General features: G+C 70.7%; 21 protein-coding genes and 4 tRNA genes. 13 read left to right on the top strand and 12 right to left on the bottom strand.

The genetic code is table 11. The annotated features are described in order from the left end of the window. Positions 1–43 precede the first annotated feature (43 nt). From purD to QIT00_RS27630, 4 genes are all read left to right on the top strand, one after another. Positions 44–1,309, top strand: a complete 1,266-nt coding sequence (gene purD, locus QIT00_RS27645) for a phosphoribosylamine--glycine ligase (RefSeq protein WP_282538133.1) — start codon at positions 44–46, stop codon at positions 1,307–1,309. 506 nt (positions 1,310–1,815) lie between these two features. Beyond that, positions 1,816–3,858, top strand: coding sequence for a hypothetical protein (locus QIT00_RS27640; protein WP_282538162.1), 2,043 nt, complete (start codon positions 1,816–1,818; stop codon positions 3,856–3,858). A gap of 309 nt (positions 3,859–4,167) precedes the next feature. Next, the gene (locus tag QIT00_RS27635) at positions 4,168–5,802 is read left to right on the top strand and encodes a N,N-dimethylformamidase beta subunit family domain-containing protein (RefSeq protein ID WP_282538132.1); all 1,635 of its coding nucleotides are present in this window, start codon (positions 4,168–4,170) and stop codon (positions 5,800–5,802) included. A gap of 99 nt (positions 5,803–5,901) precedes the next feature. Then, positions 5,902–6,798 carry a phosphoribosylaminoimidazolesuccinocarboxamide synthase gene (locus tag QIT00_RS27630; RefSeq protein ID WP_282538131.1) on the top strand — a complete coding sequence of 299 codons (897 nt, stop codon included), beginning with the start codon at positions 5,902–5,904 and terminating at the stop codon, positions 6,796–6,798. 65 nt (positions 6,799–6,863) lie between these two features. Here QIT00_RS27630 and QIT00_RS27625 read toward each other — a convergent pair. From QIT00_RS27625 to QIT00_RS27590, 8 genes are all read right to left on the bottom strand, one after another. Beyond that, positions 6,864–6,936 (bottom strand) — tRNA-Gly (locus tag QIT00_RS27625). 29 nt (positions 6,937–6,965) lie between these two features. Beyond that, positions 6,966–7,577 (bottom strand): response regulator transcription factor, encoded by a 612-nt coding sequence (locus QIT00_RS27620; protein WP_282538130.1) that lies wholly within the window; start codon positions 7,575–7,577, stop codon positions 6,966–6,968. Then, positions 7,574–8,989, bottom strand: coding sequence for a sensor histidine kinase (locus QIT00_RS27615; RefSeq protein WP_282538129.1), 1,416 nt, complete (start codon positions 8,987–8,989; stop codon positions 7,574–7,576). The genes QIT00_RS27620 and QIT00_RS27615 overlap by 4 nt, the downstream gene beginning before the upstream one ends. A gap of 7 nt (positions 8,990–8,996) precedes the next feature. After that, a complete protein-coding gene (locus tag QIT00_RS27610; RefSeq protein WP_282538128.1) occupies positions 8,997–9,827 on the bottom strand; it encodes an ABC transporter permease in 831 nt (276 codons plus the stop codon). Then, entirely contained in the window at positions 9,824–10,795 is a 972-nt protein-coding gene (locus QIT00_RS27605) for an ABC transporter ATP-binding protein (protein WP_282538127.1), read from the bottom strand. Before QIT00_RS27605 ends, QIT00_RS27610 begins: the two co-directional genes overlap by 4 nt. Positions 10,796–10,952: 157 nt before the next feature. Beyond that, positions 10,953–11,025: transfer RNA gene (locus tag QIT00_RS27600), tRNA-Gly, on the bottom strand. Positions 11,026–11,105: 80 nt separating this feature from the next. Further along, positions 11,106–11,177, bottom strand: a tRNA-Gly gene (locus QIT00_RS27595). Positions 11,178–11,314: 137 nt separating this feature from the next. Next, positions 11,315–11,650 (bottom strand): histone-like nucleoid-structuring protein Lsr2, encoded by a 336-nt coding sequence (locus QIT00_RS27590; protein WP_282538161.1) that lies wholly within the window; start codon positions 11,648–11,650, stop codon positions 11,315–11,317. Between the two features lie 364 nt (positions 11,651–12,014). Between QIT00_RS27590 and purS the strand changes: the two genes are divergently transcribed. From purS to purM, 7 genes are all read left to right on the top strand, one after another. Then, a complete protein-coding gene (gene purS / locus QIT00_RS27585) occupies positions 12,015–12,284 on the top strand; it encodes a phosphoribosylformylglycinamidine synthase subunit PurS (protein WP_282538126.1) in 270 nt (89 codons plus the stop codon). Between the two features lie 62 nt (positions 12,285–12,346). Continuing rightward, the gene (purQ, locus tag QIT00_RS27580) at positions 12,347–13,024 is read left to right on the top strand and encodes a phosphoribosylformylglycinamidine synthase subunit PurQ (protein WP_282538160.1); all 678 of its coding nucleotides are present in this window, start codon (positions 12,347–12,349) and stop codon (positions 13,022–13,024) included. Continuing rightward, on the top strand, positions 13,021–15,270 hold the full coding sequence (gene purL, locus QIT00_RS27575; RefSeq protein ID WP_282538125.1) for a phosphoribosylformylglycinamidine synthase subunit PurL: 2,250 nt from the start codon (positions 13,021–13,023) through the stop codon (positions 15,268–15,270). Before purQ ends, purL begins: the two co-directional genes overlap by 4 nt. 104 nt (positions 15,271–15,374) lie before the next feature. Beyond that, positions 15,375–16,172: a maleylpyruvate isomerase family mycothiol-dependent enzyme gene (locus tag QIT00_RS27570; protein WP_282538124.1), complete on the top strand. Its 798-nt coding sequence runs from the start codon at positions 15,375–15,377 to the stop codon at positions 16,170–16,172. Between the two features lie 129 nt (positions 16,173–16,301). Continuing rightward, positions 16,302–17,135 carry an META domain-containing protein gene (locus QIT00_RS27565; protein WP_282538123.1) on the top strand — a complete coding sequence of 278 codons (834 nt, stop codon included), beginning with the start codon at positions 16,302–16,304 and terminating at the stop codon, positions 17,133–17,135. A gap of 134 nt (positions 17,136–17,269) precedes the next feature. Further along, positions 17,270–18,796, top strand: a complete 1,527-nt coding sequence (gene purF, locus QIT00_RS27560) for an amidophosphoribosyltransferase (RefSeq protein ID WP_282538122.1) — start codon at positions 17,270–17,272, stop codon at positions 18,794–18,796. Between the two features lie 34 nt (positions 18,797–18,830). Next, positions 18,831–19,904, top strand: coding sequence for a phosphoribosylformylglycinamidine cyclo-ligase (gene purM / locus QIT00_RS27555; protein WP_282538121.1), 1,074 nt, complete (start codon positions 18,831–18,833; stop codon positions 19,902–19,904). A 287-nt stretch (positions 19,905–20,191) separates the two neighbouring features. Here the strand turns inward: purM and QIT00_RS27550 are convergent, their stop codons facing one another. Both QIT00_RS27550 and QIT00_RS27545 read right to left on the bottom strand, forming a co-directional pair. Next, a complete protein-coding gene (locus QIT00_RS27550; protein WP_282538120.1) occupies positions 20,192–20,449 on the bottom strand; it encodes a DUF3073 domain-containing protein in 258 nt (85 codons plus the stop codon). Positions 20,450–20,754: 305 nt separating this feature from the next. Beyond that, entirely contained in the window at positions 20,755–21,852 is a 1,098-nt protein-coding gene (locus QIT00_RS27545) for a Leu/Phe/Val dehydrogenase (RefSeq protein WP_282538119.1), read from the bottom strand. A gap of 235 nt (positions 21,853–22,087) precedes the next feature. Between QIT00_RS27545 and QIT00_RS27540 the strand changes: the two genes are divergently transcribed. Beyond that, a complete protein-coding gene (locus QIT00_RS27540) occupies positions 22,088–22,954 on the top strand; it encodes a hypothetical protein (RefSeq protein WP_282538118.1) in 867 nt (288 codons plus the stop codon). A gap of 516 nt (positions 22,955–23,470) precedes the next feature. Beyond that, a complete protein-coding gene (bldC, locus tag QIT00_RS27535; protein WP_003949541.1) occupies positions 23,471–23,677 on the top strand; it encodes a developmental transcriptional regulator BldC in 207 nt (68 codons plus the stop codon). A 532-nt stretch (positions 23,678–24,209) separates the two neighbouring features. Here bldC and QIT00_RS27530 read toward each other — a convergent pair. Together QIT00_RS27530 and QIT00_RS27525 are read right to left on the bottom strand one after the other, a co-directional pair. Continuing rightward, the gene (locus QIT00_RS27530; RefSeq protein WP_282538117.1) at positions 24,210–24,440 is read right to left on the bottom strand and encodes a DUF6274 family protein; all 231 of its coding nucleotides are present in this window, start codon (positions 24,438–24,440) and stop codon (positions 24,210–24,212) included. 110 nt (positions 24,441–24,550) lie between these two features. Beyond that, a tRNA-Asp gene (locus tag QIT00_RS27525) sits at positions 24,551–24,625 on the bottom strand. Positions 24,626–24,693 lie beyond the last annotated feature (68 nt).

Here is a 24,693-nt window from a genome sequence, read left to right as displayed (position 1 = left end):
GCCCCGTACGAAAGCACGGCGTCGTTCGGGCTAGGCTGCACGTGTGAAGGTCCTCGTCATCGGCAGCGGCGCCCGCGAACACGCCCTGTGCCGCTCTCTGTCCCTCGACCCGGCGGTCACCGCCCTGCACTGCGCGCCCGGCAACGCCGGTATCGCGGAGGTCGCGGAGCTGCACGCGGTCGATGCCCTCGACGGCGCCGCCGTGGCCGCGCTCGCCACCGAGCTAGGTGCCGGCCTGGTCGTGGTCGGCCCGGAGGCGCCCCTCGTCGCGGGGGTCGCCGACGCCGTGCGCGCGGCGGGCATCCCCTGCTTCGGCCCGTCCGGCGAGGCGGCGCAGCTGGAAGGCTCCAAGGCGTTCGCCAAGGACGTCATGGCCGCTGCCGGTGTGCCCACGGCCCGCTCGTACGTCTGCACCACCCCGGCCGAGGTCGACGAGGCGCTCGACGCGTTCGGCGCTCCGTACGTCGTGAAGGACGACGGACTGGCCGCGGGCAAGGGTGTCGTCGTCACCGGCGACCTGGAGGCCGCGCGGGCGCACGCGAACGCCTGCGAGCGCGTGGTGATCGAGGAGTTCCTGGACGGCCCCGAGGTCTCCCTCTTCGCGATCACCGACGGTGTGACGGTGCTGCCGCTCACCCCCGCCCAGGACTTCAAGCGCGCCCTCGACGGCGACGAAGGCCCCAACACCGGCGGCATGGGCGCCTATTCGCCGCTGCCGTGGGCCGACCCGAAGCTGGTCGACGAGGTCCTGGAGAGCGTTCTCCAGCCCACGGTCGACGAGCTGCGGCGCCGCGGAACGCCGTTCTCCGGACTGCTGTACGCGGGCCTCGCCATCACCTCGCGCGGTGTGCGGGTGATCGAGTTCAACGCCCGCTTCGGCGACCCCGAGACCCAGGTCGTTCTGGCCCGCCTCCGGACGCCGCTCGCCGGAGTCCTGCTGCACGCCGCAGAGGGCACGCTCGCCGACGAGCCCCCGCTGAACTGGAGCGAGGACGCCGCGGTCACCGTGGTCGTCGCCTCGCACAACTACCCGGGCACGCCGCGCACCGGCGACCCCATCGACGGCCTCGGCGAGGTGGCGGAGCAGGACGCCCCGCACGCGTACGTGCTGCACGCCGGCACCAAGCGCGACGGCGACGCGGTCGTCAGCGCGGGCGGTCGCGTGCTGTCCGTGACCGCGACCGGCGGCGACCTCGCCCAGGCGCGGGAGCGCGCTTACGCGGCCGTCGCCCGGATCCGGCTCGACGGCGGACAGCACCGCACCGACATCGCGGCGAAGGCCGCCGCCGGGACGCCGACCGCCGGCTGACCAGCGCCCGCCCGCACCGCACCGGACTGCGCGGGGCCGTGACCTTCACGGCCCCCCGCAGTCCGCGTTCGTACGCCCGGAGAGCGCGCCGCCGACCACGACCCGTACTGGTCCCGCGTACGCCCCGTGGGTCCGCGTACGCCCCGCACCGGTCCCGCGTACGCCCCGCACCGGTCCCGCGTACGCCCCGCACCGGTCCCGCGTACGCCCCGTACTGGTCCCGCGTACGCCCCGTACCCGCCCCGCGTGCGCCTCTCGCGAGCCGGATCCGATCTGACGCCCGATCGGGGCCGTGATCGTCACCCACCTTTAGCCAAAGCCATTCCATCGAGTGACCGGTGGCCCATCCGGCTGACGTGCCCCGAGGCCCCAACTAGGGTGCGGCGCAAGCATTCCGGCACTTGGCCCACCGGCATTGCGATGTCAGTGGTGGGTGCCACAGTGGGGGAGTGAGCAAAGCCGTCGCAGGGCAGAGGGGGTGACGTCCGGCCGTGTCCGGAACCGGTATGGAGGGCGAGATGGGCGCGCAGGCGGCGCGCTTCCGTGCGCTGGCCGTGCTGCGGGTGCGCAGCCGGGCGATCGCGGTGGCCGTGCTGCCCGCGGCTGTGGCCGTGGTGCTGTTGGCCGGAGGCGTCACCGGCCGTATCGGCGGCGGGAGTTGGGACGTCGTCCGGTGGATCGTGACGGGCGCCGCGCTGCTCGTGCTGCTCGCCGCGGCGGGCGTCGCCCTCGTGGTGGCCCGCGCGCGGCCGGCCGTCAGTCCCACGGTCCCGATCGCGGAGGAGTCCGCCCCGGATCTGTACCGCCTGGTGCGCGATCTCGCGGACCGGCTGGAGGTCCCCGCGCCCTCCGCCATAGCGCTCACGCCCGACTGCGACAGCTGGCTGGAGGACCGTACGCACCCGGCTCACGGCCCGCCCCGCACCGCCGTCGAGGGCTCGCCGTCCGACCGCTGCACCGCGGATTCCGGCTCCCGGACAGCCGAAGGGACCGCCCCGGTGCCGCCCGCGCCCGTGCTCGTCATCGGCTCGCCCTTCCTGTGGTGGATGCGGGTCGCCGAGCTGCGCGCGGTCCTGGCCCCCGTCGTGGCCGGTACGGGACCCTCCGCCCACCCCGACATAGCGGCGGCCCGGCGCTTCGTGCGAGGTCTGGACGCGGCGGTCGCCGTGGCCTCGAAGCCGGGCCGGGGTTCGGTGCCGCGAGTCGTCCTGGCCGGGGTCGGCTGGGTCTCCCGGCTGCTGCTGCGGGCCTGCCGCGGGCACGCCGCCGAGATGGAGCGCGGCGTCGCCGCAGCCGCCGCGGAGCGCGCGAAGTCGGTGGACTACGGCCTGCGGATCGTCGCCCAGGAGCAGGTGGGCCTGGCGTACGCGGGCTGGGACCGGCTGCTCACCAGGGTCGCGCTGCCCGCCTGGCGCATGGGCCGCTGGCCGGATCGCCTGGACGCCGGAGTGGTCGCCGCCCTGACCGAGCTGTCCCGGCGCGACCGCCTCGCGGAGGGCTTCGCCTCCCGGCTGGGTGAGCGCCCCGCCTGTGACCTCCTCGAGGAGCCGGGCGTGGTGGACGAGGCCACGTCGCTGCTCGCCGCCCGCCTCTTCCATGGCGGGCCCGCCGAGCGGGGGCCGGACTGGGCGCCGGTCGGCTGGCAGGAGTATCCGGAGGAGGTCGTCGACCGGAAGTGGCGCACGGACGCCGCCCGCCTCCATCGCGTACTGAACGACCTGGGCGTACGCAGCACGGACGCGGCCGGTGCGGACGCGGCCACCACGAGCACGGACGCACGCGCTGCGAGTGCGGACGCACGCGGTGCGAGCACGGACGCACGCGCTGCGAGTGCGGACGCACGCGGTGCGAGCACGGATGCAAGCGGTGCGAGTACGGCGAAGGGCGACCCCGAGCCGCCCACGCTCGCCCGGATCATGGAACACCTGGCAGCGAGACCGACCGGCGCCGGACCGAGCACGGCAGCCCCCAGAACCGCGTCCCCCGGCACCGGGCCGAACGGCAGCACAGCCTCCATCGGCGCCCCGGCACCCGCTTCGGCCGCCTCCGCCTCCGCCTCCACCTCCACCTCCGCCGTCGGTACGCGGGCCAAGCCCGACCTCGCCGAGGCCGACACCGCGACCTTCCCCGACCCCCCGCTGGAGGTGCCGGAGTCGGCCGAGACCGCTGCTCTGGCCGCGCGGCTCACCGCTGAGGTGGCGCGGGAGGAGGCAGCCGTTCCGGTACCCGCGGCACCCGGGGGCGGGCCGGACGAAGCCCTGTGGAGCGACGGTCAGTTGCCGCTCTTCCCGCTGCAACCGCCGCGCTCGGGCCGCGAGTTGCTCACGGATCACGTGCTGGCGATGATCTGCTGCGCTGCCGTCGACACCGCGGGTGCCGCGCCCGGCCTCGACTGGCTGGACGGGCCCACGCTGCTCGTCTCCGGTGAGCGTGCCGTGGACCTCACGCCCCGCGTGCAGAGCCTCGTGGAGGACGGGGACCCGGAGCCGCTGCGCGGCTGGCTGAAGGAGCTGGGCGTGCGCCCGGAGAAGCCGGTACGCCTGGTGTAGGCCGTGCAGACCCGGCGCAGACCGTGTCAGCCGTCGGGGTACAAGCCCCGATATGCCCCCAACACCCCTGAGAAACCCTGAATTTCGCGACGAAGGGTGACGGTGCGCATGCGTGATGTGATGTGCTGTGCACGGCCGACGAAGGCCGGAAGCAGGCCTGGCGCAGGCCAGACGCACACCCGCTGGACGGCGACCGGGAAACGCAGATCGCAGACCGCAGAACCGCACGCTAGATCGCAGCAGCAGTCGCAGCCATAGTCACAATCCGCAAAAAACGCAGAACCCGAGGGAGCGAAGAAGGGGGGCGCCATGGGGACGGAGCGGGAGACACCGCACGAGGCACAGCATCAGACACAGCAGCAAGCCTCGGAGACCCGAGGCCCGAAGCGGCCGATCCCGCGCTGGGAGTCCGGCGCGCTCGCGCACGGCGTCACCGACCCCTTCGGCCAGGGCCCGCTGCCCTGGCTGCGCGGCAGCGAGCACTACTTCGACGACACCGGCAAGGTCGTCCCCTGGTACGTGGACCTCGCCCCCGCGCGGCCCGTAGAGACGCAGCCCGGAGAGACGCAGCAGCCCGCCGGGACGCAGCCCGCCGAGGCGCACACCGCCACCCGCAGGGCACCCGAGATCCCGCACCCCCGCAGCACGGCGACGGCCGGTCCGCGCACCGCCGACGACGTGCACCGGCAGATCAAAGGCTTCACGTCGACCGGAGCGGTGGCGCCCGGGGAGGCGATCGACTTCCACGTGACGGTCGACCCGCCGCAGGAGTTCGGCGTCGACGTCTACCGCATCGGGCACTACGCCGGCGACGGCGCCGCGAAGATCACCACCAGCCCGCGCCTCTCCGGCATCGTCCAGCCGCCCCCGCTCACCGCGGACCGCACGGTCTCCTGCCACCACTGGTGGCTCTCCTGGCGCCTGCAGATCCCGAGCCACTGGAACGTCGGGGCGTACGTGGCGGTCCTCACCACCGCCGACGGATACCGCTCGCACATCCCCTTCACCGTCCGCGACGACCGCCCGGCCGACCTGCTCCTGCTCCTCCCGGACATCACGTGGCAGGCGTACAACCTCTACCCCGAGGACGGCCGGACCGGCGCCAGCCTCTACCACGCCTGGGACGATGAGGGGCGGCTGCTCGGCGAGAGCGAGGCCGCCGCCACGGTCTCCTTCGACCGGCCGTACGCGGGCGCGGGCCTCCCCCTGCACGTGGGCCACGCGTACGACTTCATCCGCTGGGCCGAGCGGTACGGATACGACCTGGCGTACGCCGACGCCCGCGACCTGCACGCGGGCCGCGTCGACCCCGCGCGCTACCGCGGCCTGGTCTTCCCCGGCCACGACGAGTACTGGTCGGTGCCGATGCGCCGCACCGCCGAGCAGGCCAGAGACGGCGGCACGTCCCTGGTCTTCCTCTCCGCCAACACCATGTACTGGCAGGTGGAGTTGAGCCCTTCCCCGTCCGGCGTGCCCGACCGGCTGCTGACCTGCCGCAAGCGCAGAGGCCCCGGCCGCCCCGCCCTGTGGCGCGAGGTGGACCGGGCCGAGCAGCAGCTCCTCGGCATCCAGTACGCGGGCCGCGTACCCGAGCCCGCCCCGCTGATCGTGCGCAACGCCGAGCACTGGCTGTGGGAGGCGACCGGGGCGCACGAGGGCGATGAGCTGGAGGGCCTGGTCGCCGGGGAGGCCGACCGCTACTTCCCGCGGACCGCCCTCCCCGAGCACCGCGGCCGCATCCTCCTCGCCCACTCCCCGTACGAGGACGGCGAAGGGGTCCTCCGCCACCAGGAGACCTCGCTCTACCGCGCCCCCTCCGGCGCCCTGGTCTTCGCCTCCGGCACCTTCGCCTGGTCCCCGGCCCTGGACCGCCCCGGCCACGTCGATGCCCGCATCCAGCGCGCCACGGCCAACCTCCTCGACCGCATCTGCAAGCGAGACTGACACCCCGGCCGCACAACAGTGCCCGCCCCGCCCCTGGCCGAAAGCAGCCCCCCGCGTACGGGAGAATGCAGGCATTGGCCAAAACCACGGGGAGGAACCGTGTCCGGATTCGTTGAAAAGCCCGAGCCGATCGAGGTTCCGGGTCTGGTGCATCTGCACACCGGCAAGGTGCGCGAGCTGTACCAGAACGAGGCGGGCGACCTCGTGATGGTCGCCAGCGACCGCATGTCCGCGTACGACTGGGTGCTGCCCAGCGTGATCCCCGACAAGGGGCGGGTGCTCACGAAGCTGTCGCTCTGGTGGTTCGACCAGCTCACCGACCTGGTGCCCAACCACGTGCTCTCCACGGAGCTGCCCGAGGGCGCCCCGGCCGACTGGGCGGGCCGCACCCTGGTCTGCAAGTCGCTGAAGATGATCCCGGTGGAGTGCGTCGCGCGCGGCTACCTCACGGGTTCGGGACTCGTCGAGTACGAGCAGTCCCGCACCGTCTGCGGCCTCGCTCTGCCCGAGGGCCTCGTCGACGGCTCCGAGCTGCCCGCGCCGATCTTCACGCCCGCCACGAAGGCCGAGGTCGGCGAGCACGACGAGAACGTCAGCTACGAGGAGGTGGCCCGCCAGGTCGGCGCGGAGACCGCCGCCCAGCTGCGCCGCACGACCCTGGACGTGTACGGCAGGGCCCGCGACATCGCCCGGGAGCGCGGCATCCTGCTCGCGGACACCAAGTTCGAGTTCGGCTTCGACGGTACGGAGTTGGTGATCGCCGACGAGGTCCTCACGCCGGACTCCTCGCGCTTCTGGCCGGCCGCGACCTGGGAGCCGGGCCGCGCGCAGCCCTCGTACGACAAGCAGTACGTCCGGGACTGGCTGACCTCGCCCGCCTCCGGCTGGGACCGCGGGAGCGAGCAGCCGCCGCCCGCGCTGCCCGCGGAGGTGGTGGAGCGGACCCGCGCCAAGTACATCGAGGCGTACGAGAAGCTCACCGGTACTTCCTGGTGAGGCCGTGAACGACGGAGGCTGAACGACGAAGCCCCGGCGCCGATGGCGCCGGGGCTTCGATCAAGAGCGGACGACCAGGTTCGAACTGGCGACCTCAACCTTGGCAAGGTTGCGCTCTACCAACTGAGCTACGTCCGCAAGGCGTGCACCGCGTCGGTGCACCTCCACTATAGCCAACCTCGCTCGCGTGCGATGCGCACTGCCGCATGACGATTCTCGGCGGAGAGCTTCGAGACGGCGGACGAGAGGTAGTTGCGGACCGTTCCCTGCGACAGCGCGGCCCGCTCCGCGATCTCCGCGACGGGCGCTCCGTCGGCCGCGAACTCCAGCACCTCGGCCTCCCGCGCGGTCAGCGGAGAGTCCCCCGAGGTGATCGCGTCGGCAGCCAACTCCGGGTCCACATAACGGTTTCCGGCATGGACGGTACGGATGATCTCGGCGAGCCGCCGCGCGCTGACGGTCTTCGGTACGAAGCCGCGCACCCCCGCTTCGAGGGCCCGCTTGAGGTGTCCGGGACGGCCGTGGCTGGTCACGATCATGGTGCGGCAGTCCGGGAGTTCGGACCGCAGAGATGTGGCCACCATCACACCGTCGGCGCCCGGCATCTGCAGATCGAGGACCGCGACGTCCGGCCGGTGCGCCCGCGCCATGGCGAGCGCCTCCGGGCCAGAGGCGGCCTCGGCGACCACGCTCAGGTCGTCCTCCAGTGCGAGCAGTGCGGCCAGCGCTCCCCGGATCAGATGCTCGTCGTCGGCGAGCAGTACGCGTACGGGCGTCACCGGGATTCCTCTCGTGCCTTCTGTGCTTTCTGCGCGTTCTGCGCGTTCGGTGCTGCCGGTGCTGCCGGTGCTGCCGGTGCTGCCGGTGCTGCCGGTGCTGCCGGTGCTGCCGGGGCTCCCGGGGCTCCCGGGGTCGTCCCGATCGTGGCCGCGGCGCCGGTCAGCGGCACCTCGGCCGTAAGGCGGAAGTGGCCGTCCCCGGTCGGGCCCGCCTCCAGGGCGCCGGCCACGCCGGAGAGCCGCTCGCGCAGGCCCACGAGGCCCGAGCCGCGCGAGGTGCCGGGCGGCGCGGACCGGTGCCGGACGCCGTCGTTCTCGACCGTCAGGATCGCGGTGGGGCCGTCGTCGTCGGTCACGCGCAGGGCCACCGTGCAGCGCTCCGCGTCCCCGTGCCGCAGTACGTTCGTGGCGGCCTCCCTGACGACCCAGCCGAGCGCCGCGTGCACGGCCGGTGGCAGAGCGTCGGCGGCCTCCGCGCCGAACACCCGGCAGTCGATCCCGGCGGCCTTCAACACGCCCTGCGCACCCGCGAGTTCGGCGCCGAGTCCGGTCTCGCGGTAGCCGCGTACGACCTCGCGGACCTCGCGCTGCGACTCCTGGGCGATCCGCTGGACCTCGATCATCTGCTCCACCGCCTCGGGCCGGCCGCGCCGGGCCAGCTGCACGGCGAGCTCGCTTTTGAGGGCGACCACGGCGAGGTTGCGGCCGAGCACGTCGTGCAGGTCGCGCCCGAACCGCAGCCGCTCCTCGGCGACGGCCAGGCGGGTCTCGATGTCGCGGGCCTCGCGCAGCTCGTACATCACCCCGAGGACCCAGCCCGAGCAGCGCACGGTCATCGACATCCAGCCGCCCGCGAAGGTGAGGGAGATCAGCGCGGCCGCCGTCAGCGGAGCGCTCCCGCTCATCAGCCACACGGCCGCGCACAGCACTGCGTTCAGCGCGAGGATCCGCTTGACGGCCGTACGCACCGGGACGATCAGGGCGTAGGCGCAGAGGAACGGCATGGTGGCGCAGCCGAGGGCCGTCGTCAGCATCGGGTACTTCGCCATCCCGGCGAGCCCGCCGAGTGCGAGCAGGCCCACGAGCAGGGCGCCGGTGAGCGCGGCCCCCACCTGCACCTCCCGGCGGGGCACGTCCGCGACCCCCAGATACTGGAGGAACGCCTTCCGGATCAGCCGGATCGCCAGACAGCCCACCCCGAGCGCGATCAGGATCACGACGGCGATCAGCACCGCCGGGGCCTTCGCCCGCACCGGCCGCGTCACCGACAGGGCGATCACGGCGGGGACGGCGGCCCAGACCAGGAGGTACACGGTCGCGCGCGTGTAGAGGTCGACCCGGTCCAGGGCACTGCCCTCACGCCACTTCCTGACCCGCAACTTCCTGACCCGCACGAACACCGTCCCACTCACTCCCCGCTCAGTGCCGCGGTTCCCACCGGAACCACCGCTGTACAGCAAACACCGCGAGCACCACCCAGGCCACCGCCGTGGCGACGGCACCGAGTGCCTCGTACGCGGAGAGCTCCCCGGTCCAGCCGCCGCGCACGAGCCGGATCGCGGGGGACAGGGGCAGCAGCTCCAGTACGGAGGCCAGGCGGTCCGGGAAGATCTCGAAGGGCACGGTCATGCCGGAGCCGATCATCGAGACGAACATCAGCGGCAGGCTGCTGACCTGCGCGCTCTCCGCGGTGCGGCTGAACGCGGCCGTCACCGCGCCGAGCGCCACCATCAGCACGATCCCCAACAGCACGCCCAGGACGGCCAGATGGAGGGCCTTGGGCGCCTCCAGGTCGATGAGCGCCGTGCACGCGACGGCCACGACGACGCACTGCACGAGCCCGATGAGGGCGGCGGGCAGCGCGGTCCCGGCGAGGATCTCCCGGTCGAGCAGTTCGCCGGTGCGCAGCCGCTTGAGGACGAGTTCCTCGCGGCGGGCGACGTAGATGTTGACGAGCGCCGCGTACACCGCGAAGAGCATCGCGAAGCCGATGCCGGCGGTGAGCATGGCGGTGCCCATGCTGAGCCCGGCCTTCTCCAGGATGTCGCCCTTGAGCGTCTGCTGGACGCTCAGCGGGAGCACCAGCGGGATGACGAGCGCGGTGACGAGCATGCCCTTGCTGCGGCCGAGCAGCGTCAACTCGGCCTTCCCCAGGGCCGCGAGGCGCCCCGCGGCGGTCGTGCCCGGTCCTGCGGACGGTCCTGCGGTCGGTCCTGCGGTCGGTCCTGCGGTCGTGGTCGCGGCGCTCATGCCACCTTCTCCTTGTCCCGGGGTCCACGGGCGTCCCGTGCTTCCTGCTTGACGTCCCGCGCGATCCGCAGGAAGGCCTCTTCCAGCGAGGCGGACCGCACATCGAGTCCGCGCAGCTCCACACCGGCGTCCCGCGCCCACAACAGCAGCTGGGTGGCGGCCTGTTGGAGCGCGTCGGTACGGAGCTTCACGTTCCGCCCCTCCGTCTCGTGCGCGGTGACGCCGAGCGCGCCGAGCGGCGGCAGATCGCCGAGGTGGTAGCCGTCGGGCAGCTCGAAGCTGATCTGGGACGGCTGCGCGGCGGTGACCTCGGCGGGTGTGCCGCTCACGGCGAGCTGCCCGGCGTGCATGATCGCGAGCCGGTCGGCGAGCGACTCGGCCTCTTCGAGGTAGTGCGTGGTGAGCAGCACGGTGGTGCCGGAGGCGCGAAGGGCCCGCACCAACTCCCAGGTCTCCACGCGCCCTTCGGCGTCGAGACCGGTGGTGGGTTCGTCGAGGAAGAGCACCTCGGGCCGTCCGAGCAGGGCGAGCGCGAGGTCGAGCCGCCGCTTCTCGCCGCCGGACAGCTGCTTGACGCGTACGCGGGCCCGGTGGCCCAGGCCGACGAGTTCCAGGGCCTCTCCCGTGGGCCTGGAGCCGCTGGTGCACCCGGCCCACATGCGGACGGCCTCGCCGACGGTCAGCTCGGAGGGAAAGCCGCCCTCCTGCAGCATCACGCCGATCCGGGGGCGTACGCGGCCGCGCTCGGCGTACGGGTCGTGCCCGAGCACCCGCACCCGTCCCCCGGAGGGCCGGGCCAGGCCTTCGAGCAGTTCGACGGTGGAGGTCTTGCCCGCGCCGTTGGTGCCGAGCAGGGCGAAGAGTTCGCCGCGGCCGACGGCGAAGGAGACTCCCCGTACGGCCTCGAAACCGCCCCCGTACACACGACGCAGATCAGTGACTTCGATCACGTGGTCATCGGTGTTCATATGCTCAAGCATTTCGCGGGCGCCGGGCCGGTGGCAGTGCGCGCTGTCACGAGCGTGCATGACAAATGTCAGACGGGACGCGCGCACGACTGGGAGGCGCACACGACTGGGACACGACGAAGGCCCCGGTCCGCTGGACCGGGGCCTTCGTTCTCTGAGCGAACGACGAGGTTCGAACTCGCGACCTCAACCTTGGCAAGGTTGCGCTCTACCAACTGAGCTACGTTCGCATTGCCTCCGACAGGCTTTCACTGGTCGGCGCGAACACCAGGGTACCTGATCCACCGGAGTAGTCGGTAACTCGATGCAGAGCGGGTGACAGGAATTGCACACTGCGCCTCCCCCTTGGAAAGGGGGTGTTCTACTACTGAACTACACCCGCGCGTTCTCCGTGGAGTCCGGCCTTCCGGCCTCGCCCCGCGGCGCGCTCCAGACTTTAGCCGACCTGCGGGGGTGATGTGCAAGTCGGCTGCCGCGACGAGCTCGTGGAGCGTCGCCGCAGCACCCGTGCGGAGACGGTCAGTTGGCGGCCTCGAACGCCTCGTAGACCTTCTTCGGGATGCGCCCGCGGGCCGGGACGTCCATCTTGTGCGATCGGGCCCACGCGCGGACCGCGGCGGGGTCGGCGGTCACCGCGGTGTGCTTGAACTCCTTGCCCGGCTTGCCTGCCCGGCTCGTCCGCGCCTGCTTGCGGCCCGCCTGCAGGTAGGGGGCGAGCGCCTTGCGCAGTTTCTTGGCATTGGCTGGATTGAGGTCGATCTCGTACGACTTGCCGTCGAGACCGAAGGCGACCGTTTCCGCCGCTTCTCCGCCGTCGATGTCGTCAGAGAGAGTGACCACGACACGCTGCGCCACGAATATCGGTCCCTTCATGCGGACTCACCGCGCTGACATGCGGTGATGGCCGACTGTTCGGCTGTGTTGCGGCTCTTCCCCGGGTATTTCCGGGGCAGTGCGCGGACTGTCCCGAGGTATTGCCATTTCCTTTGTACAGGGCGAGGCAATGCATGGGGAAGTCCGACTGAATACGTCCGCGTGTCCGCGCGCAATGGGTGTGGCAATGCCTGCACGGAATTTTTCCTGGATTTTCCCCGGCAGGTGCTCCGCGTCTCCCTAAAGTGACGGCCATCACGTAGGACCCTACGAATCTATGCGCGTAGAAATTTCCGTCGGATACGCTGAAGGAACCGTTCTCACGCACCACACACCGGGAGTGCCAGTGGCACGCGTCGTAGTCGACGTCATGCTCAAGCCCGAGATCCTCGACCCCCAGGGACAGGCGGTGCAGCGTGCACTGCCGCGCCTGGGATTCCAGGGCATCGCGGACGTACGTCAAGGAAAGCGCTTCGAGCTCGAGGTCGAAGGGCCGGTCGACGAGGCCGCCCTCGCCCGTATCCACGAGATGGCCGAGACGTTCCTCGCCAACACCGTCATCGAGGACTTCGTCGTCAAGGTCGAAGAGCCCGCAGCTGCCGGGGAGCCGAAGTGACCTCCCACCCGTCGCCCGCCACCACCCTCAACGGAGGCCCTGCGGGCCGCGGGAATGTCCGTATCGGAGTCGTCACTTTTCCCGGCACGCTCGACGACCGTGACACTCAGCGCGCGGTCCGTGTCGCCGGCGCGGAAGCGGTGCCGCTGTGGCACCGCGACAAGGACCTGAAGCAGGTCGACGCCGTGGTCCTTCCCGGCGGTTTCTCCTACGGCGACTATCTGCGGGCCGGGGCGATCTCCCGGTTCTCGCCGGTGATGGAGACGATCATCGAGCAGGCCAAGGGCGGAATGCCGGTTCTGGGCATCTGCAATGGCTTTCAGGTCCTTACGGAAACTCATCTGCTGCCCGGCGCGATGCTGCGGAACAACCATCTGCACTTCGTCTGCCGCGACCAGAAGCTGCGGGTCGAGACCGACAGGACCGCCTGGACCTCCGACTACTCGGCCGGCCAGGAGATCTCCGTACCGCTGAAGAACATCGACGGCCGGTACGTCGCCGACGAGCGCACCCTGGACATGCTGGAGGCCGAGGGCCGCGTCGCCTTCCGGTACCTGGACGTGAATCCGAACGGCTCGCTCCGTGACATCGCGGGCATCAGCAACGAGGCGGGCAACGTCGTCGGTCTGATGCCGCACCCCGAGCACGCCGTCGAGCCGCTGGTCGGCACCGGCCGCACCGACGGGCTCGGCTTCTTCACCTCGATCCTGAAGAACCTCCTCAAGGGGGCCAACGCATGACGCTCGACACGGTCAAGCACGCCGCCGAGACCCCCGAGTCCGAGCAGCCCTGGAAGGAACTCGGCCTCAAGCAGGACGAGTACGAGCGCATCCGCGAGATCCTCGACCGCCGTCCCACCGGCGCCGAGCTCGCCATGTACTCGGTGATGTGGTCCGAGCACTGCTCGTACAAATCCTCCAAGGTGCACCTCAAGCAGTTCGGCGAGAAGGCTCCCGAGAACGATGCGCTGCTCGTCGGCATCGGCGAGAACGCCGGTGTGGTCGACGTCGGCCAGGGCTACGCGGTCACCTTCAAGGTGGAGTCGCACAACCACCCCTCGTACATCGAGCCGTACCAGGGCGCCGCGACCGGCGTCGGCGGCATCGTGCGCGACATCCTCGCGATGGGCGCGCGCCCGGTCGCCGTCATGGACCCGCTGCGCTTCGGCGCCGCGGACCACCCCGACACCAAGCGCGTCCTGCCGGGCGTCGTCGCGGGCATCGGCGGCTACGGCAACTGCCTGGGCCTGCCCAACATCGGCGGCGAGGTCGTCTTCGACGCCTGCTACCAGGGCAACCCGCTGGTCAACGCGCTCTGCGTGGGCGTCATGAAGCACGAGGACATCCACCTCGCCAAGGCTTCCGGCACCGGCAACAAGGTCATCCTGTACGGGGCTCGTACGGGTGGCGACGGCATCGGCGGTGTCTCGGTCCTCGCGAGTGAGACCTTCGACTCCACCGGCCCCTCGCGCCGCCCGGCCGTCCAGGTCGGCGATCCGTTCCAGGAGAAGCTGCTCATCGAGTGCACCCTGGAGATCTTCCGCGAGGACCTCGTGGACGGCATCCAGGACCTCGGCGGCGCCGGACTCTCCTGCGCCACCAGCGAGTTGGCCTCGGCCGGCTCCGGCGGCATGCGCGTCGAACTGGACACTGTGCCGCTGCGCGACGCGACGCTCTCGCCCGAGGAGATCCTCATGAGCGAGTCGCAGGAACGCATGTGCGCGGTCGTCGAGCCCGGCAAGGTCGACCGCTTCCTGGAGATCTGCGAGAAGTGGGACGTCATCGCCACCGTCATCGGTGAGGTGACCGAGGGCGAGCGCCTGGAGATCTTCTGGCACGGCGAGCAGATCGTCGACGTACCGCCGCGCACGGTCGCGCACGAGGGCCCGGTCTACCACCGGCCCTACGCCCGGCCCGAGTGGCAGGACGCGCTGCAGGCCGACGACGCGAACGCCCTCGCGCGCCCGGCGAACGCGGCCGAGCTGCGGGAGCAGATCCTCAAGCTCGTGGCCTCGCCGAACCAGGCGTCCAAGGCGTGGATCACCGACCAGTACGACCGTTTCGTACAGGGCAACACGATCCTCGCGCAGCCGGAGGACTCCGGCATGGTGCGCGTCGACGAGGACACCGACCTCGGTGTGGCCGTGTCGACCGACGGCAATGGGCGGTACGCGAAGCTCGACCCGTACGCGGGCGCGCAGCTGGCGCTCGCCGAGTCGTACCGCAATGTCGCCGCGTCCGGCGCCAAGCCGCTCGCCATCTCCAACTGCCTCAACTTCGGCTCGCCCGAGGACCCGGCGGTCATGTGGCAGTTCGCCGAGGCCACCCGTGGTCTCGCGGACGGCTGCCTGGCGCTGGGCACCCCGGTGACCGGCGGAAACGTCTCCCTCTACAACCAGACCGGGGAGACGGCCATCCACCCGACGCCCGTCGTCGCGGTGCTCGGTGTGATCGACGACGTCACGCGGCGCACGCCGATCGCCTTCGCCGAGGAGGGCCAGCTGCTCTACCTCCTGGGCGACACCCGCGAGGAGTTCGGCGGTTCGGCCTGGTCGCAGGTGGTCCACGAGCACCTCGGCGGTCTGCCGCCGCAGGTCGACCTGGACCGGGAGAAGCTGCTCGCCGAGATCCTGATCTCCGGCTCGCGCGACGGCATGATCGACGCCGCGCACGACCTGTCCGACGGCGGTGTCGTGCAGGCGGTCGTCGAGTCCTGCCTGCGCGGTGGTCGCGGTGCGCGGCTCGTCGTGCCGGACGGCCTGGACGCGTTCACGTTCCTGCTCTCCGAGTCGGCGGGCCGCGCGATCGTCGCGGTGCCGCGCAGCGAGGAGCTCCGGTTCACGGACATGTGCGGGGCACGCGGGCTTCCGGCCACGCGGATCGGCGTGATCGACGGTGACTCCGTGGAGGTGCAGGGCGAGTTCAGCATCCCGCTGAGCGAGCTGCGCACGGCCCACGAGGAGACGGTGCCCGGGCTGCTCGCCTGAGGTTCCTCTCGTACGTACGCGGCTTCGGCCCCGTCCGGTTGCTCCGGGCGGGGCCGAAGTGCGTTCGCCCACGGGGGTTCGTCCGCCGGACGTAGGGTTTTCGCATGCCGCCTGCGAAGAAGCGTCCGCGCACCTACGACCCGAAGAAGACCGTCGCGGCCGTCCGGGCCCAGTTCGGCGCCGTACGGGAGGCCGCGAAGGCCCTGACGCCCGAGCAGCTCGCGGGTCCGACGCACCTGGGTGCCTGGACGGTGCGCGAACTCCTGGTGCACATCGACATGGCGGTGTCCGCCGTGGTCCGGCACATCGACGACGCCGAGCCGGCCAAGCCCGACCTGGGGCTCCTGGACTGGCCGTCGGCCACCCTCCCCTTCGCCGGGGCGCTGGCCGATGTCGTCCCCGAGCTCGCGGCGCGCGCCCCGGAGCAGCTGGACGAGCTGTTCGAGCGGACCACGGCGGACCTCGACGACCGACTCGCCACGGCCGACCCGCACCGCACGCTGGCGACGCGGCTCGGCGCCATGGACCTGAGCGACTTCCTGGTGACCCGCACCATCGAACTCGTCGTCCACACCGACGACTTGAACCGGGCGGCGGGCATCGACATCCCGATCGACCGCCAGGCCCTCGCCGCCTGCACCCGGCTCCTCGCGGACGCGGCTGCGGCGAAGGCCCCCGGCGGTGCGACGGAGGTGCGCATCCCGCCGTACGCCGTGGTCCAGTGCGTCGAGGGCCCGCGCCACACCCGCGGCACCCCGCCCAACGTGGTGGAGACGGACCCGCTGACCTGGGTCAGGCTCGCGACGGGGCGTACGGAGTGGGCCGCCGCGCTCGACGCCGCGAAGGTCACGGCCAGCGGCGAGCGGGCGGACCTGTCGGCGGTCCTGCCGGTCATGGGCTGACGGGCCAGGAGCGGTCATGGGCTGATGGGCCACGAGCGGTCATGGGCTGACGGGCCAGGAGCGATTGTCGGCGAGGGGTGACCGGAAAAAGAACGGAACCGATCACCCCACCTCCTCCGTCACACCGGCATGCAAACGCAGCGAAAGACCCTCAGCACCGTCGGAGCCGTCAGTGCCGCAGCGGCCTTGGGGCTGCTCACGGCCTGCGGAGCCGACAAGACCGACGCCGGAGCCGCCCCGGCCGACCCCGGCGTGCCCGTGACCGGCACGCACTGGACCGTGGACAGCGTCACGGCCGGCGGCAAGAAGACCGACGCCCCGGGCACCAAGGCACACGTCGCCTTCGACAAGAAGGGCCGGGTCTCGGGCAACTTCGGATGCAACGGCTTCGGCGGTGTCGCCGAGGTCAAGGGCGACACCATCACCGTCGACAAGATCGCCAAGACCGAGATGTCCTGCGGCGACGAGATCGACAAGCTGGAGACGACCCTGACCGAAGCGCTCAAGGGCAAGCTCAAGGCCTCCGTGAAGGGCGACAAGCTGACCCTCACCACGGCCAAGGGCGACTCGATCACGCTCACCTCCGAACCGCCCGCCGAGCTGGACGGCACCAAGTGGATGCTGACCGCGACCGTGGAGAAGGAGGTGGCGACCTCCCTGCCCAAGGGCTCCGGCAAGGCCGAGAAGGCCCACCTGATCTTCGACGAGAAGGCCGGCACGGTCCACGGCAACCTCGGCTGCAACACCGTCAACGCCAAGGCCGAGGTCACCGACGGCAAGATCGAGCTCGGCACCCCGCGCCTCACCCGCAAGATGTGCGACGGCGACGTGATGAAGGCCGAGCAGCACCTGGTGAAGCTCTTCGGCACGACGGTGACGTACGAGATCGACCACCGCACCCTGCACCTCACCGGCAAGGACGGCCTCGGCCTAAACGCCAACGCGTCGAACGTGAAGAAGTAGACGGCGGGGGTCCGGGGGCCGAGCCCTCGGACCCGCCCTCCCGCCGGCTTCGCGAGTGCGAGGTGTGTCACCTACGCGTGTTGACCGGCGTCCCCAATTCGGACCAGTGGTCGATCTCGCCTACACTCGGTGGCGTGCCTCGTGGTGATGGACGACTCAACCACGACCTGCTCCCCGGTGAGAAGGGCCCCCAGGACGCTTGCGGCGTCTTCGGTGTCTGGGCTCCGGGTGAAGAGGTCGCCAAGCTCACCTATTTCGGACTGTATGCCCTGCAGCACCGTGGACAGGAGTCCGCGGGCATCGCAGTGAGCAACGGGTCCCAGATCCTCGTCTTCAAGGACATGGGTCTGGTCTCGCAGGTCTTCGACGAAACCTCCCTCGGTTCCCTCCAGGGACATATCGCGGTCGGTCATGCCCGCTACTCCACCACCGGAGCCTCGGTGTGGGAGAACGCGCAGCCGACGTTCCGTGCGACCGCGCACGGTTCGATCGCGCTCGGCCACAACGGCAACCTGGTCAACACGGCCCAGCTCGCCGAGATGGTCGCGGACCTCCCGAAGGAGAACGGCCGCGCGACCCAGGTCGCCGCGACCAACGACACCGACCTGGTGACCGCCCTGCTCGCGGGCCAGACGGACGACGACGGCAAGCCGCTGACCGTCGAGGAAGCCGCCGCCGAGGTGCTTCCGCACGTCAAGGGCGCCTTCTCCCTCGTCTTCATGGACGAGCAGACGCTGTACGCGGCCCGTGACCCGCAGGGCATCCGCCCGCTGGTCCTCGGCCGCCTGGAGCGCGGCTGGGTCATCGCGTCGGAGTCCGCGGCCCTGGACATCTGCGGCGCCGCATACGTCCGCGAGGTCGAGCCGGGCGAGATGATCGCCATCGACGAGAACGGGATGCGAAGCTCCCGATTCGCCGAAGCAAAGCCCAAGGGCTGTGTCTTCGAGTACGTCTACCTGGCCCGCCCCGACACCGACATCGCCGGGCGGAACGTCTACCTCTCCCGCGTGGAGATGGGCCGCAAGCTCGCCAAGGAAGCCCCGGCCGACGCCGACCTGGTGATAGCCACGCCGGAGTCCGGCACCCCCGCCGCCGTCGGATACGCGGAAGCCAGCGGCATTCCGTACGGCGTGGGCCTGGTCAAGAACGCCTACGTCGGCCGGACCTTCATCCAGCCCTCGCAGACGATCCGCCAGCTGGGCATCCGGCTGAAGCTGAACCCGCTCAAGGAAGTCATCAAGGGCAAGCGCCTGGTCGTCGTCGACGACTCGATCGTGCGCGGCAACACCCAGCGCGCCCTGGTCCGCATGCTCCGCGAGGCCGGCGCCGCCGAGGTGCACGTGCGCATCTCGTCGCCGCCCGTGAAGTGGCCCTGCTTCTTCGGCATCGACTTCGCGACCCGCGCCGAGCTGATCGCCAACGGCCTGTCGGTCGAGGAGATCGGCAAGTCCATGGGCGCCGACTCGCTCGCGTACATCTCCATCGACGGGATGATCGAGGCGACCACCATCGCCAAGCCGAACCTCTGCCGCGCCTGCTTCGACGGCGAGTACCCGATGGAGCTGCCCGACCCCGAGCTGCTGGGCAAGCAGCTTCTGGAGACCGAGCTCGCCGCGGGCGCCGCCAGCACGGCCGCGACCGACGCGATCCGTCGCCCGTAACACCCGCAGTAACGACACGAAGGTTCTCTCCGCCATGTCCGAGACCACTGGTGCCAGCTACGCAGCCGCGGGCGTCGACATCGAAGCGGGCGACCGCGCCGTCGAGCTGATGAAGGAGTGGGTGAAGAAGACCCAGCGCCCCGAGACCACCGGCCTCGGCGGCCTCGGCGGCTTCGCCGGTCTCTTCGACGCCTCCGCCCTGAAGCGGTACGAGCGCCCGCTCCTCGCCTCCGCCACCGACGGCGTCGGCACGAAGGTCGACCTCGCCCGCAAGCTCGGCGTGTACGACACCATCGGCCACGACCTCGTCGGCATGGTCGTCGACGACCTGGTCGTCTGCGGTGCCGAGCCGCTGTTCATGACCGACTACATCTGCGTCGGCAAGGTCCACCCCGAGCGTGTCGCCGCCATCGTCAAGGGCATCGCCGAGGGCTGCGTCCTGGCCGGCTGCGCCCTCGTCGGCGGCGAGACCGCGGAGCACCCGGGCCTGCTCGGTGCGGACGACTTCGACGTCGCGGGCGCCGGCACCGGCGTCGTCGAGGCCGACCGGGTCCTCGGCGCCGACCGCATCCGCGCCGGCGACGTGGTCCTGGCGATGGCCTCCTCGGGCCTGCACTCCAACGGCTACTCGCTGGTCCGGCACGTGCTGTTCGACCGCGCGAAGCTGTCCCTCGACGAGCAGGTCGCCGAGTTCGGCCGCACCCTCGGCGAGGAGCTCCTGGAGCCCACGCGGATCTACTCCCTGGACTGCCTGGCCCTGACCCGGACGACCGAGGTGCACGCCTTCAGCCACGTCACCGGCGGCGGCCTCGCGAACAACCTCGCCCGGGTCATCCCGGACGACCTGCACGCCACGGTCGACCGCTCCACCTGGACGCCGGGACCGGTCTTCGACCTCGTCGGCAAGGCTGGCTCTGTCGAGCGCCTGGAGCTGGAGAAGACCCTGAACATGGGCGTCGGCATGATCGCCGTGGTCCCCGAGACCTCCGTCGACGTCGCCCTCGCCACCCTCGCCGACCGCGGCGTGGACGCCTGGGTCGCGGGCGAGATCACGGAACGCGGCGACCACACGACGGGCGCGACGCTGACGGGCGACTACGCGAAGTAGGCCCCGCCGGGAAACAGGCCGCGTCCAGCTGCAACCGAGGGTCCGGCGCTGGGTCGGCTCCCTGCGGCGCGAATCAAGCCCCTCCGGCGATTGAGATGGGGGTCCCCCCTGCTCGAGCGAAGTCGAGAGCTCGGGGGAGGGGTTCCGGGGCGGAGCCCCGCGTCCTCAGCCACGGAAAAGGGCACTCAAAAAGCGTCCGGCAACCTAGGACCCGTAAAACCAGCAACGCACGAAACCCGGTCCGGCGAACCCGGGACCGGGTGAAGTGCGAAGGTGCGGCGAGCTGGTTACGCGCCGCGGCGTTGTCGAGACGAAGGACCGGACTCGTCGTCCTCGTCCTCATCGTCGTCGTTGTAGAGATCCGCGTACTGGGAGTACGGGTCGTCTTCGTCCTCGTCGTCCTCGAACGGCTCGCCGTTCGGCGGCTGGCTCGAAGTCGAAGCGCCCAGCTCATTGGCCAGACGCGACAGGTCAGTCCCGCCGCTGCTGTACTTCAGCTGGCGGGCGACCTTTGTCTGCTTGGCCTTTGCCCGGCCGCGCCCCATGGCTCGACCCCCTCGGATACGGGGCTCGACGGCCCCAGAGTCTTGACACGCGTTCATGATTCAGAACGGGCTCTCCTCGGAGAGACCGGTCCGTAGGGCTTCAACGGTACCTGCTTCGGCGGCCATACGGTACGCCGCCCACAGGACGCGCCTTGCCCGAAGACCCTGGAGGAGCTTCGTCCTCGCTGGTCACAGGCGATTTTAACCTCTTCTTGGCGAGCGACCCGCCGACGGGGGTGAGGCTTGTCTCGTCATGTCCACGTGATGAGACAACCCCCGTGGGCGGGTCACCCGCAGTGATCGCCTCAGCGGGCCCGGCGGGCCTCCGCCATGCGCTGCTCGGCGATCCGGTCGGCCGCCGCGGCGGGCGGAATCCCATCCGACTTCGCACGTGCGAATATGGCGAGCGTGGTGTCGAAGATCTTGGACGCCTTGGCCTTGCAGCGCTCGAAGTCGAAGCCGTGCAGCTCGTCGGCGACCTGGATCACGCCACCGGCGTTCACCACGTAGTCCGGGGCGTAGAGGATCCCGCGGTCGGCGAGGTCCTTCTCCACTCCCGCGTGCTCCAGCTGGTTGTTGGCCGCGCCGCAGACCACCTTCGCGGTGAGCACCGGGACCGACACGCCGTTCAGGGCACCGCCGAGCGCGCACGGGGCGTACACGTCGAGGCCCTCGATACGGATGAGCGCGTCCGTGTCGGCGACGGCGGACACCGTGCCCGGGTGCCGGTCGAGGATGCGGCGGACCGACTCCGCGCGGACGTCGGTGATGACGACCTCGGCGCCGTCCTCGACGAGGTGCTCGACCAGGTGGTGGCCGACCTTGCCGACCCCGGCGATGCCGACCTTGCGCCCGCGCAGCGACGGGTCGCCCCACAGGTGCTGTGCGGAGGCGCGCATGCCCTGGAAGACGCCGTACGCGGTGAGTACGGAGGAGTCGCCGGCGCCGCCGTTCTCGGGGGAGCGGCCGGTGGTCCACCGGCACTCGCGGGCCACGACGTCCATGTCGGCGACGTAGGTGCCGACATCGCAGGCGGTGACGTAGCGGCCGCCGAGCGAGGCCACGAAACGGCCGTAGGCGAGCAGGAGCTGCTCGGTCTTGATCTTCTCCGGGTCGCCGATGATCACGGCCTTGCCACCGCCGTGCTCGAGCCCGGCCATGGCGTTCTTGTACGACATCCCGCGCGCGAGGTTGAGCGCGTCGGCGACGGCCTCGGCCTCGGTCGCGTACGGGTAGAAGCGGGTGCCGCCGAGGGCGGGGCCCAGTGCGGTGGAGTGGATCGCGATCACGGCCTTGAGGCCGCTCGCGCGGTCCTGACAGAGCACGACCTGCTCATGGCCGCCCTGGTCCGAGTGGAACAGGGTGTGCAGTACGTCGGCAGGCGCGCCGGTCACTTCGGTCACGGTGGTGACTCCCAGGTGTGTAGCGGCGGATGGGGCCAGCTCTGGCTCGCCGCCCGCTTGTGGCAGGCGGAGGGTGGGGCGAGCTGGTGGTGCGCGGCTGTGGGCCGCGTGAGCAAGAGAGTACGACCTGTCATGGCACTCCAGGGAGGCAGTGCCGTGGATCACTCCATGGTGCGTCGGGTCGTGGGACGATCGGCGGGGTTTTCCCGGCTGTCGTGAGGGGAGGGAGCAAGTCGTGCCCGAAGCGACCCCACCCGTATCGCTCTGCGTCCCCTATGCCTCGTACCTGCGCGTGTACGAGCCTCTCGCGGCCTTTCCCGAGCCCGAGCGCGGCCATTGGGCGCGCTATGCGGAGCGCCCCCAGCTTCCGACGTACCAGGTCGAACTCCGCCGTTCCCTGGGCGACTTGCTGCCCACGCCGCCGATGCCGGTGCCGGCGCACGAGAGCGCGGACGCGTTCGTGGCGCACGTCGACGGGGTGCTCTGCGTCTGCCCCTGGCGCACCCGGCTGCGCGGCTGGCAGGCGCTCGGCGATCTGGCCGAGGAGCTGCCGCTGCCGGTGCTCGACGCGGTGCTGCCGCCGGTGGTGCGCCGGCAGGCGAGCGCGGACTACGAGGAGTGGCGCGAGCGCAACCCCGACGCCCGCCCGTGGATCCGCACGGCGATCTGGCACGTACCGCTGCACTGGTTCGCGCTCGTCGCGGACGAGGAGCGGAGGTACGAGAAGGGGGCGGGCGACGCCGGCACCGAGGCGGGGGCGCCGGTGCTGCGCTACCGGACGCCGATGGTGCAGGCGCGGCGCCGGGTCGCGCGGGCGCTCAGGACGCTGCGGGAGGCGCTCGACGAGGGGGCGCTGATCGACGGCCTGGTGGATGTGGGGCGCTGGCTGGAGGAGTTCCACCCCCGCTCGCTGGTCGAGCTCGACTACGGCGGTCTGGTGCACGCCGTTGCGGCCGACCTCCTGGACGCGGACCACTCGGCGGCGGATGTCGCGGAGGGCATCGAGGCGTTGCGCGACGGGGACGGGGTCCGGGCCGGTGAGGCCTATGCGCGGCTCGTGGAACGGTGGCGCGCGGTCCGCGAACGGCAGTTCGCAAGCTAGTAATTATCCGCGTAAAGCGGACCCTTCGGGCCAATGCCTCAGGCGGCGTGGGTCTATGGTCGGGGGACGGCGAGGACGTAGGTCCCGATCCGGGCTTTTGCCTCAAGCGTGATGGACCGCACTTACATCGCCCTTGCCCTCTTCCCCTACCCTCGTGCCAAAATAGGACAAGGAGTCCGGGGAGGACTCCATCCGTCCATGTTTGGGCGGAGTGCTCGGCATTGCACTCTATGGGGGGCCTGATGACTGCTGATCACCCTGTGACTGATCGTCACAGTGGCGTGACTGTCCGCTATGGCACGGTCCATTGGCTTCCGCCGCTGATGGACACCTGAGAGGGCAATTCCATCGGTTTGGCCGACGTGGCTGGACAGATGGTGTAGTTGTAGTGCCGAGGACAAGCCGTTCGTCCTATAACCGACTCGACCCGCGTCCGCCATTTCGGGCAACGTGGGTCAAGGTGCAGAATTTAGAGGAATGAACCGAGATGGTTCGGTTCACCCGAGGAGGCCGCTCATGACCGCTCGCACCCCTGATGCCGAGCCGCTGCTGACCCCGGCTGAGGTCGCCACGATGTTCCGCGTCGACCCGAAGACGGTCACGCGCTGGGCGAAGGCCGGCAAGCTCACGTCCATCCGCACCCTGGGTGGGCACCGTCGTTACCGCGAGGCTGAGGTCCGCGCGCTTCTTGCGGGGATTCCGCAGCAGCGCAGCGAGGCCTGAAACACCGCCTAGCACTGCATTACCGGGCAGTTCAGGGTCCCCCAACCCGGAAACCGCCCGAAACAGCTCCATATGACGGGAGCCTGCCCCAACAGGCTCCGCGCCCGAGCATCTTGGGTACGTCGTCGATCGCGCTGGACTCCGCCGGGTCCAGCGCGATCTTTTTTGTGCCCTTCATACGGGCGTCGGCGCCCCGCTGTTGGTCCTTGAACGCCTGGTGAGGCGTGCCGTGTTGGGGTGTGAGGGGGTCTGTGGGAGTCCGTCGGACGGGCGCCCGGACGACTCCGGGGTAACCCTCAACGGGCGGTGCAATTGCACATATTAAATTGACCCCTTGTAGGGAGGGTGTAAGTACGGGTGTTTCTCAAAGGAGTTCGGTGACACCCGTCACAGCCGGTGAAGCTTGTGGCTCAAGTTGCTTCTGCGCTAAGGGAGGTCGCGCGTTGAGGGAGGTCACGCGTTAAGGGAGATCACGCGCACCGCGTGCCCGGCCGCACGCCTCCTCCGTACCAGCGTGCCACCCCGGCGGGCGTCATGAGGGCCGCATTGGTCGTGAAGGGGCGGGACTTTCGTCCTGAGTGGTCGACTCCAGCTGCGTGGCCGACTCCATCTGAGTGGTCGACTCCAACGCCAGCCGCAGCAGGCGATGGCAGACAGGACAGTGCCGGGTCAGATGGCGGTACCCGAAGCGATAGCCGGAGGCCGCGGCCAGATGGGCCCGCAGCAGTGCCCGTGTCTCGTGCCGTCGTGGGGACGCCCGCATGTGCGACCTCCTTGCCCCGTCCACCCCTTGGTGTGTGAGTACCGGCGGTACGTGACGGAGTCAAGACGCACCGAAGCCCGTATCCGACGGATACGGGCTTCGACTCTGTGCGGTCCTGACGGGATTTGAACCCGCGGCCTCCACCTTGACAGGGTGGCGAGCACTCCAAACTGCTCCACAGGACCAGGTGTTGCGGCGCTTGATCAGTGCGTTGCGCTGCGAGAAGAGACTCTACAGCAGCAGCTGGCCGGGG

Origin of the sequence: Streptomyces luteolus (assembly GCF_029968015.1) — a bacterium.
Classification (GTDB): domain Bacteria; phylum Actinomycetota; class Actinomycetes; order Streptomycetales; family Streptomycetaceae; genus Streptomyces; species Streptomyces luteolus.
This window is presented reverse-complemented; position numbering and strand designations above follow the sequence as displayed.

Coding starts and splice junctions, on each gene's coding strand:
- QIT00_RS27640 (WP_282538162.1), top strand. CDS start 1,816: ATGGAGGGCGAGATGGGCGCGCAGGCGGCGCGCTTCCGTGCGCTGGCC.
- QIT00_RS27635 (WP_282538132.1), top strand. CDS start 4,168: ATGGGGACGGAGCGGGAGACACCGCACGAGGCACAGCATCAGACACAG.
- QIT00_RS27610 (WP_282538128.1), bottom strand. CDS start 9,827: ATGAGCGCCGCGACCACGACCGCAGGACCGACCGCAGGACCGACCGCA.
- QIT00_RS27605 (WP_282538127.1), bottom strand. CDS start 10,795: ATGAACACCGATGACCACGTGATCGAAGTCACTGATCTGCGTCGTGTG.
- purL (WP_282538125.1), top strand. CDS start 13,021: ATGACGCTCGACACGGTCAAGCACGCCGCCGAGACCCCCGAGTCCGAG.
- QIT00_RS27570 (WP_282538124.1), top strand. CDS start 15,375: ATGCCGCCTGCGAAGAAGCGTCCGCGCACCTACGACCCGAAGAAGACC.
- QIT00_RS27565 (WP_282538123.1), top strand. CDS start 16,302: ATGCAAACGCAGCGAAAGACCCTCAGCACCGTCGGAGCCGTCAGTGCC.
- purM (WP_282538121.1), top strand. CDS start 18,831: ATGTCCGAGACCACTGGTGCCAGCTACGCAGCCGCGGGCGTCGACATC.
- QIT00_RS27550 (WP_282538120.1), bottom strand. CDS start 20,449: ATGGGGCGCGGCCGGGCAAAGGCCAAGCAGACAAAGGTCGCCCGCCAG.
- bldC (WP_003949541.1), top strand. CDS start 23,471: ATGACCGCTCGCACCCCTGATGCCGAGCCGCTGCTGACCCCGGCTGAG.
- QIT00_RS27530 (WP_282538117.1), bottom strand. CDS start 24,440: ATGCGGGCGTCCCCACGACGGCACGAGACACGGGCACTGCTGCGGGCC.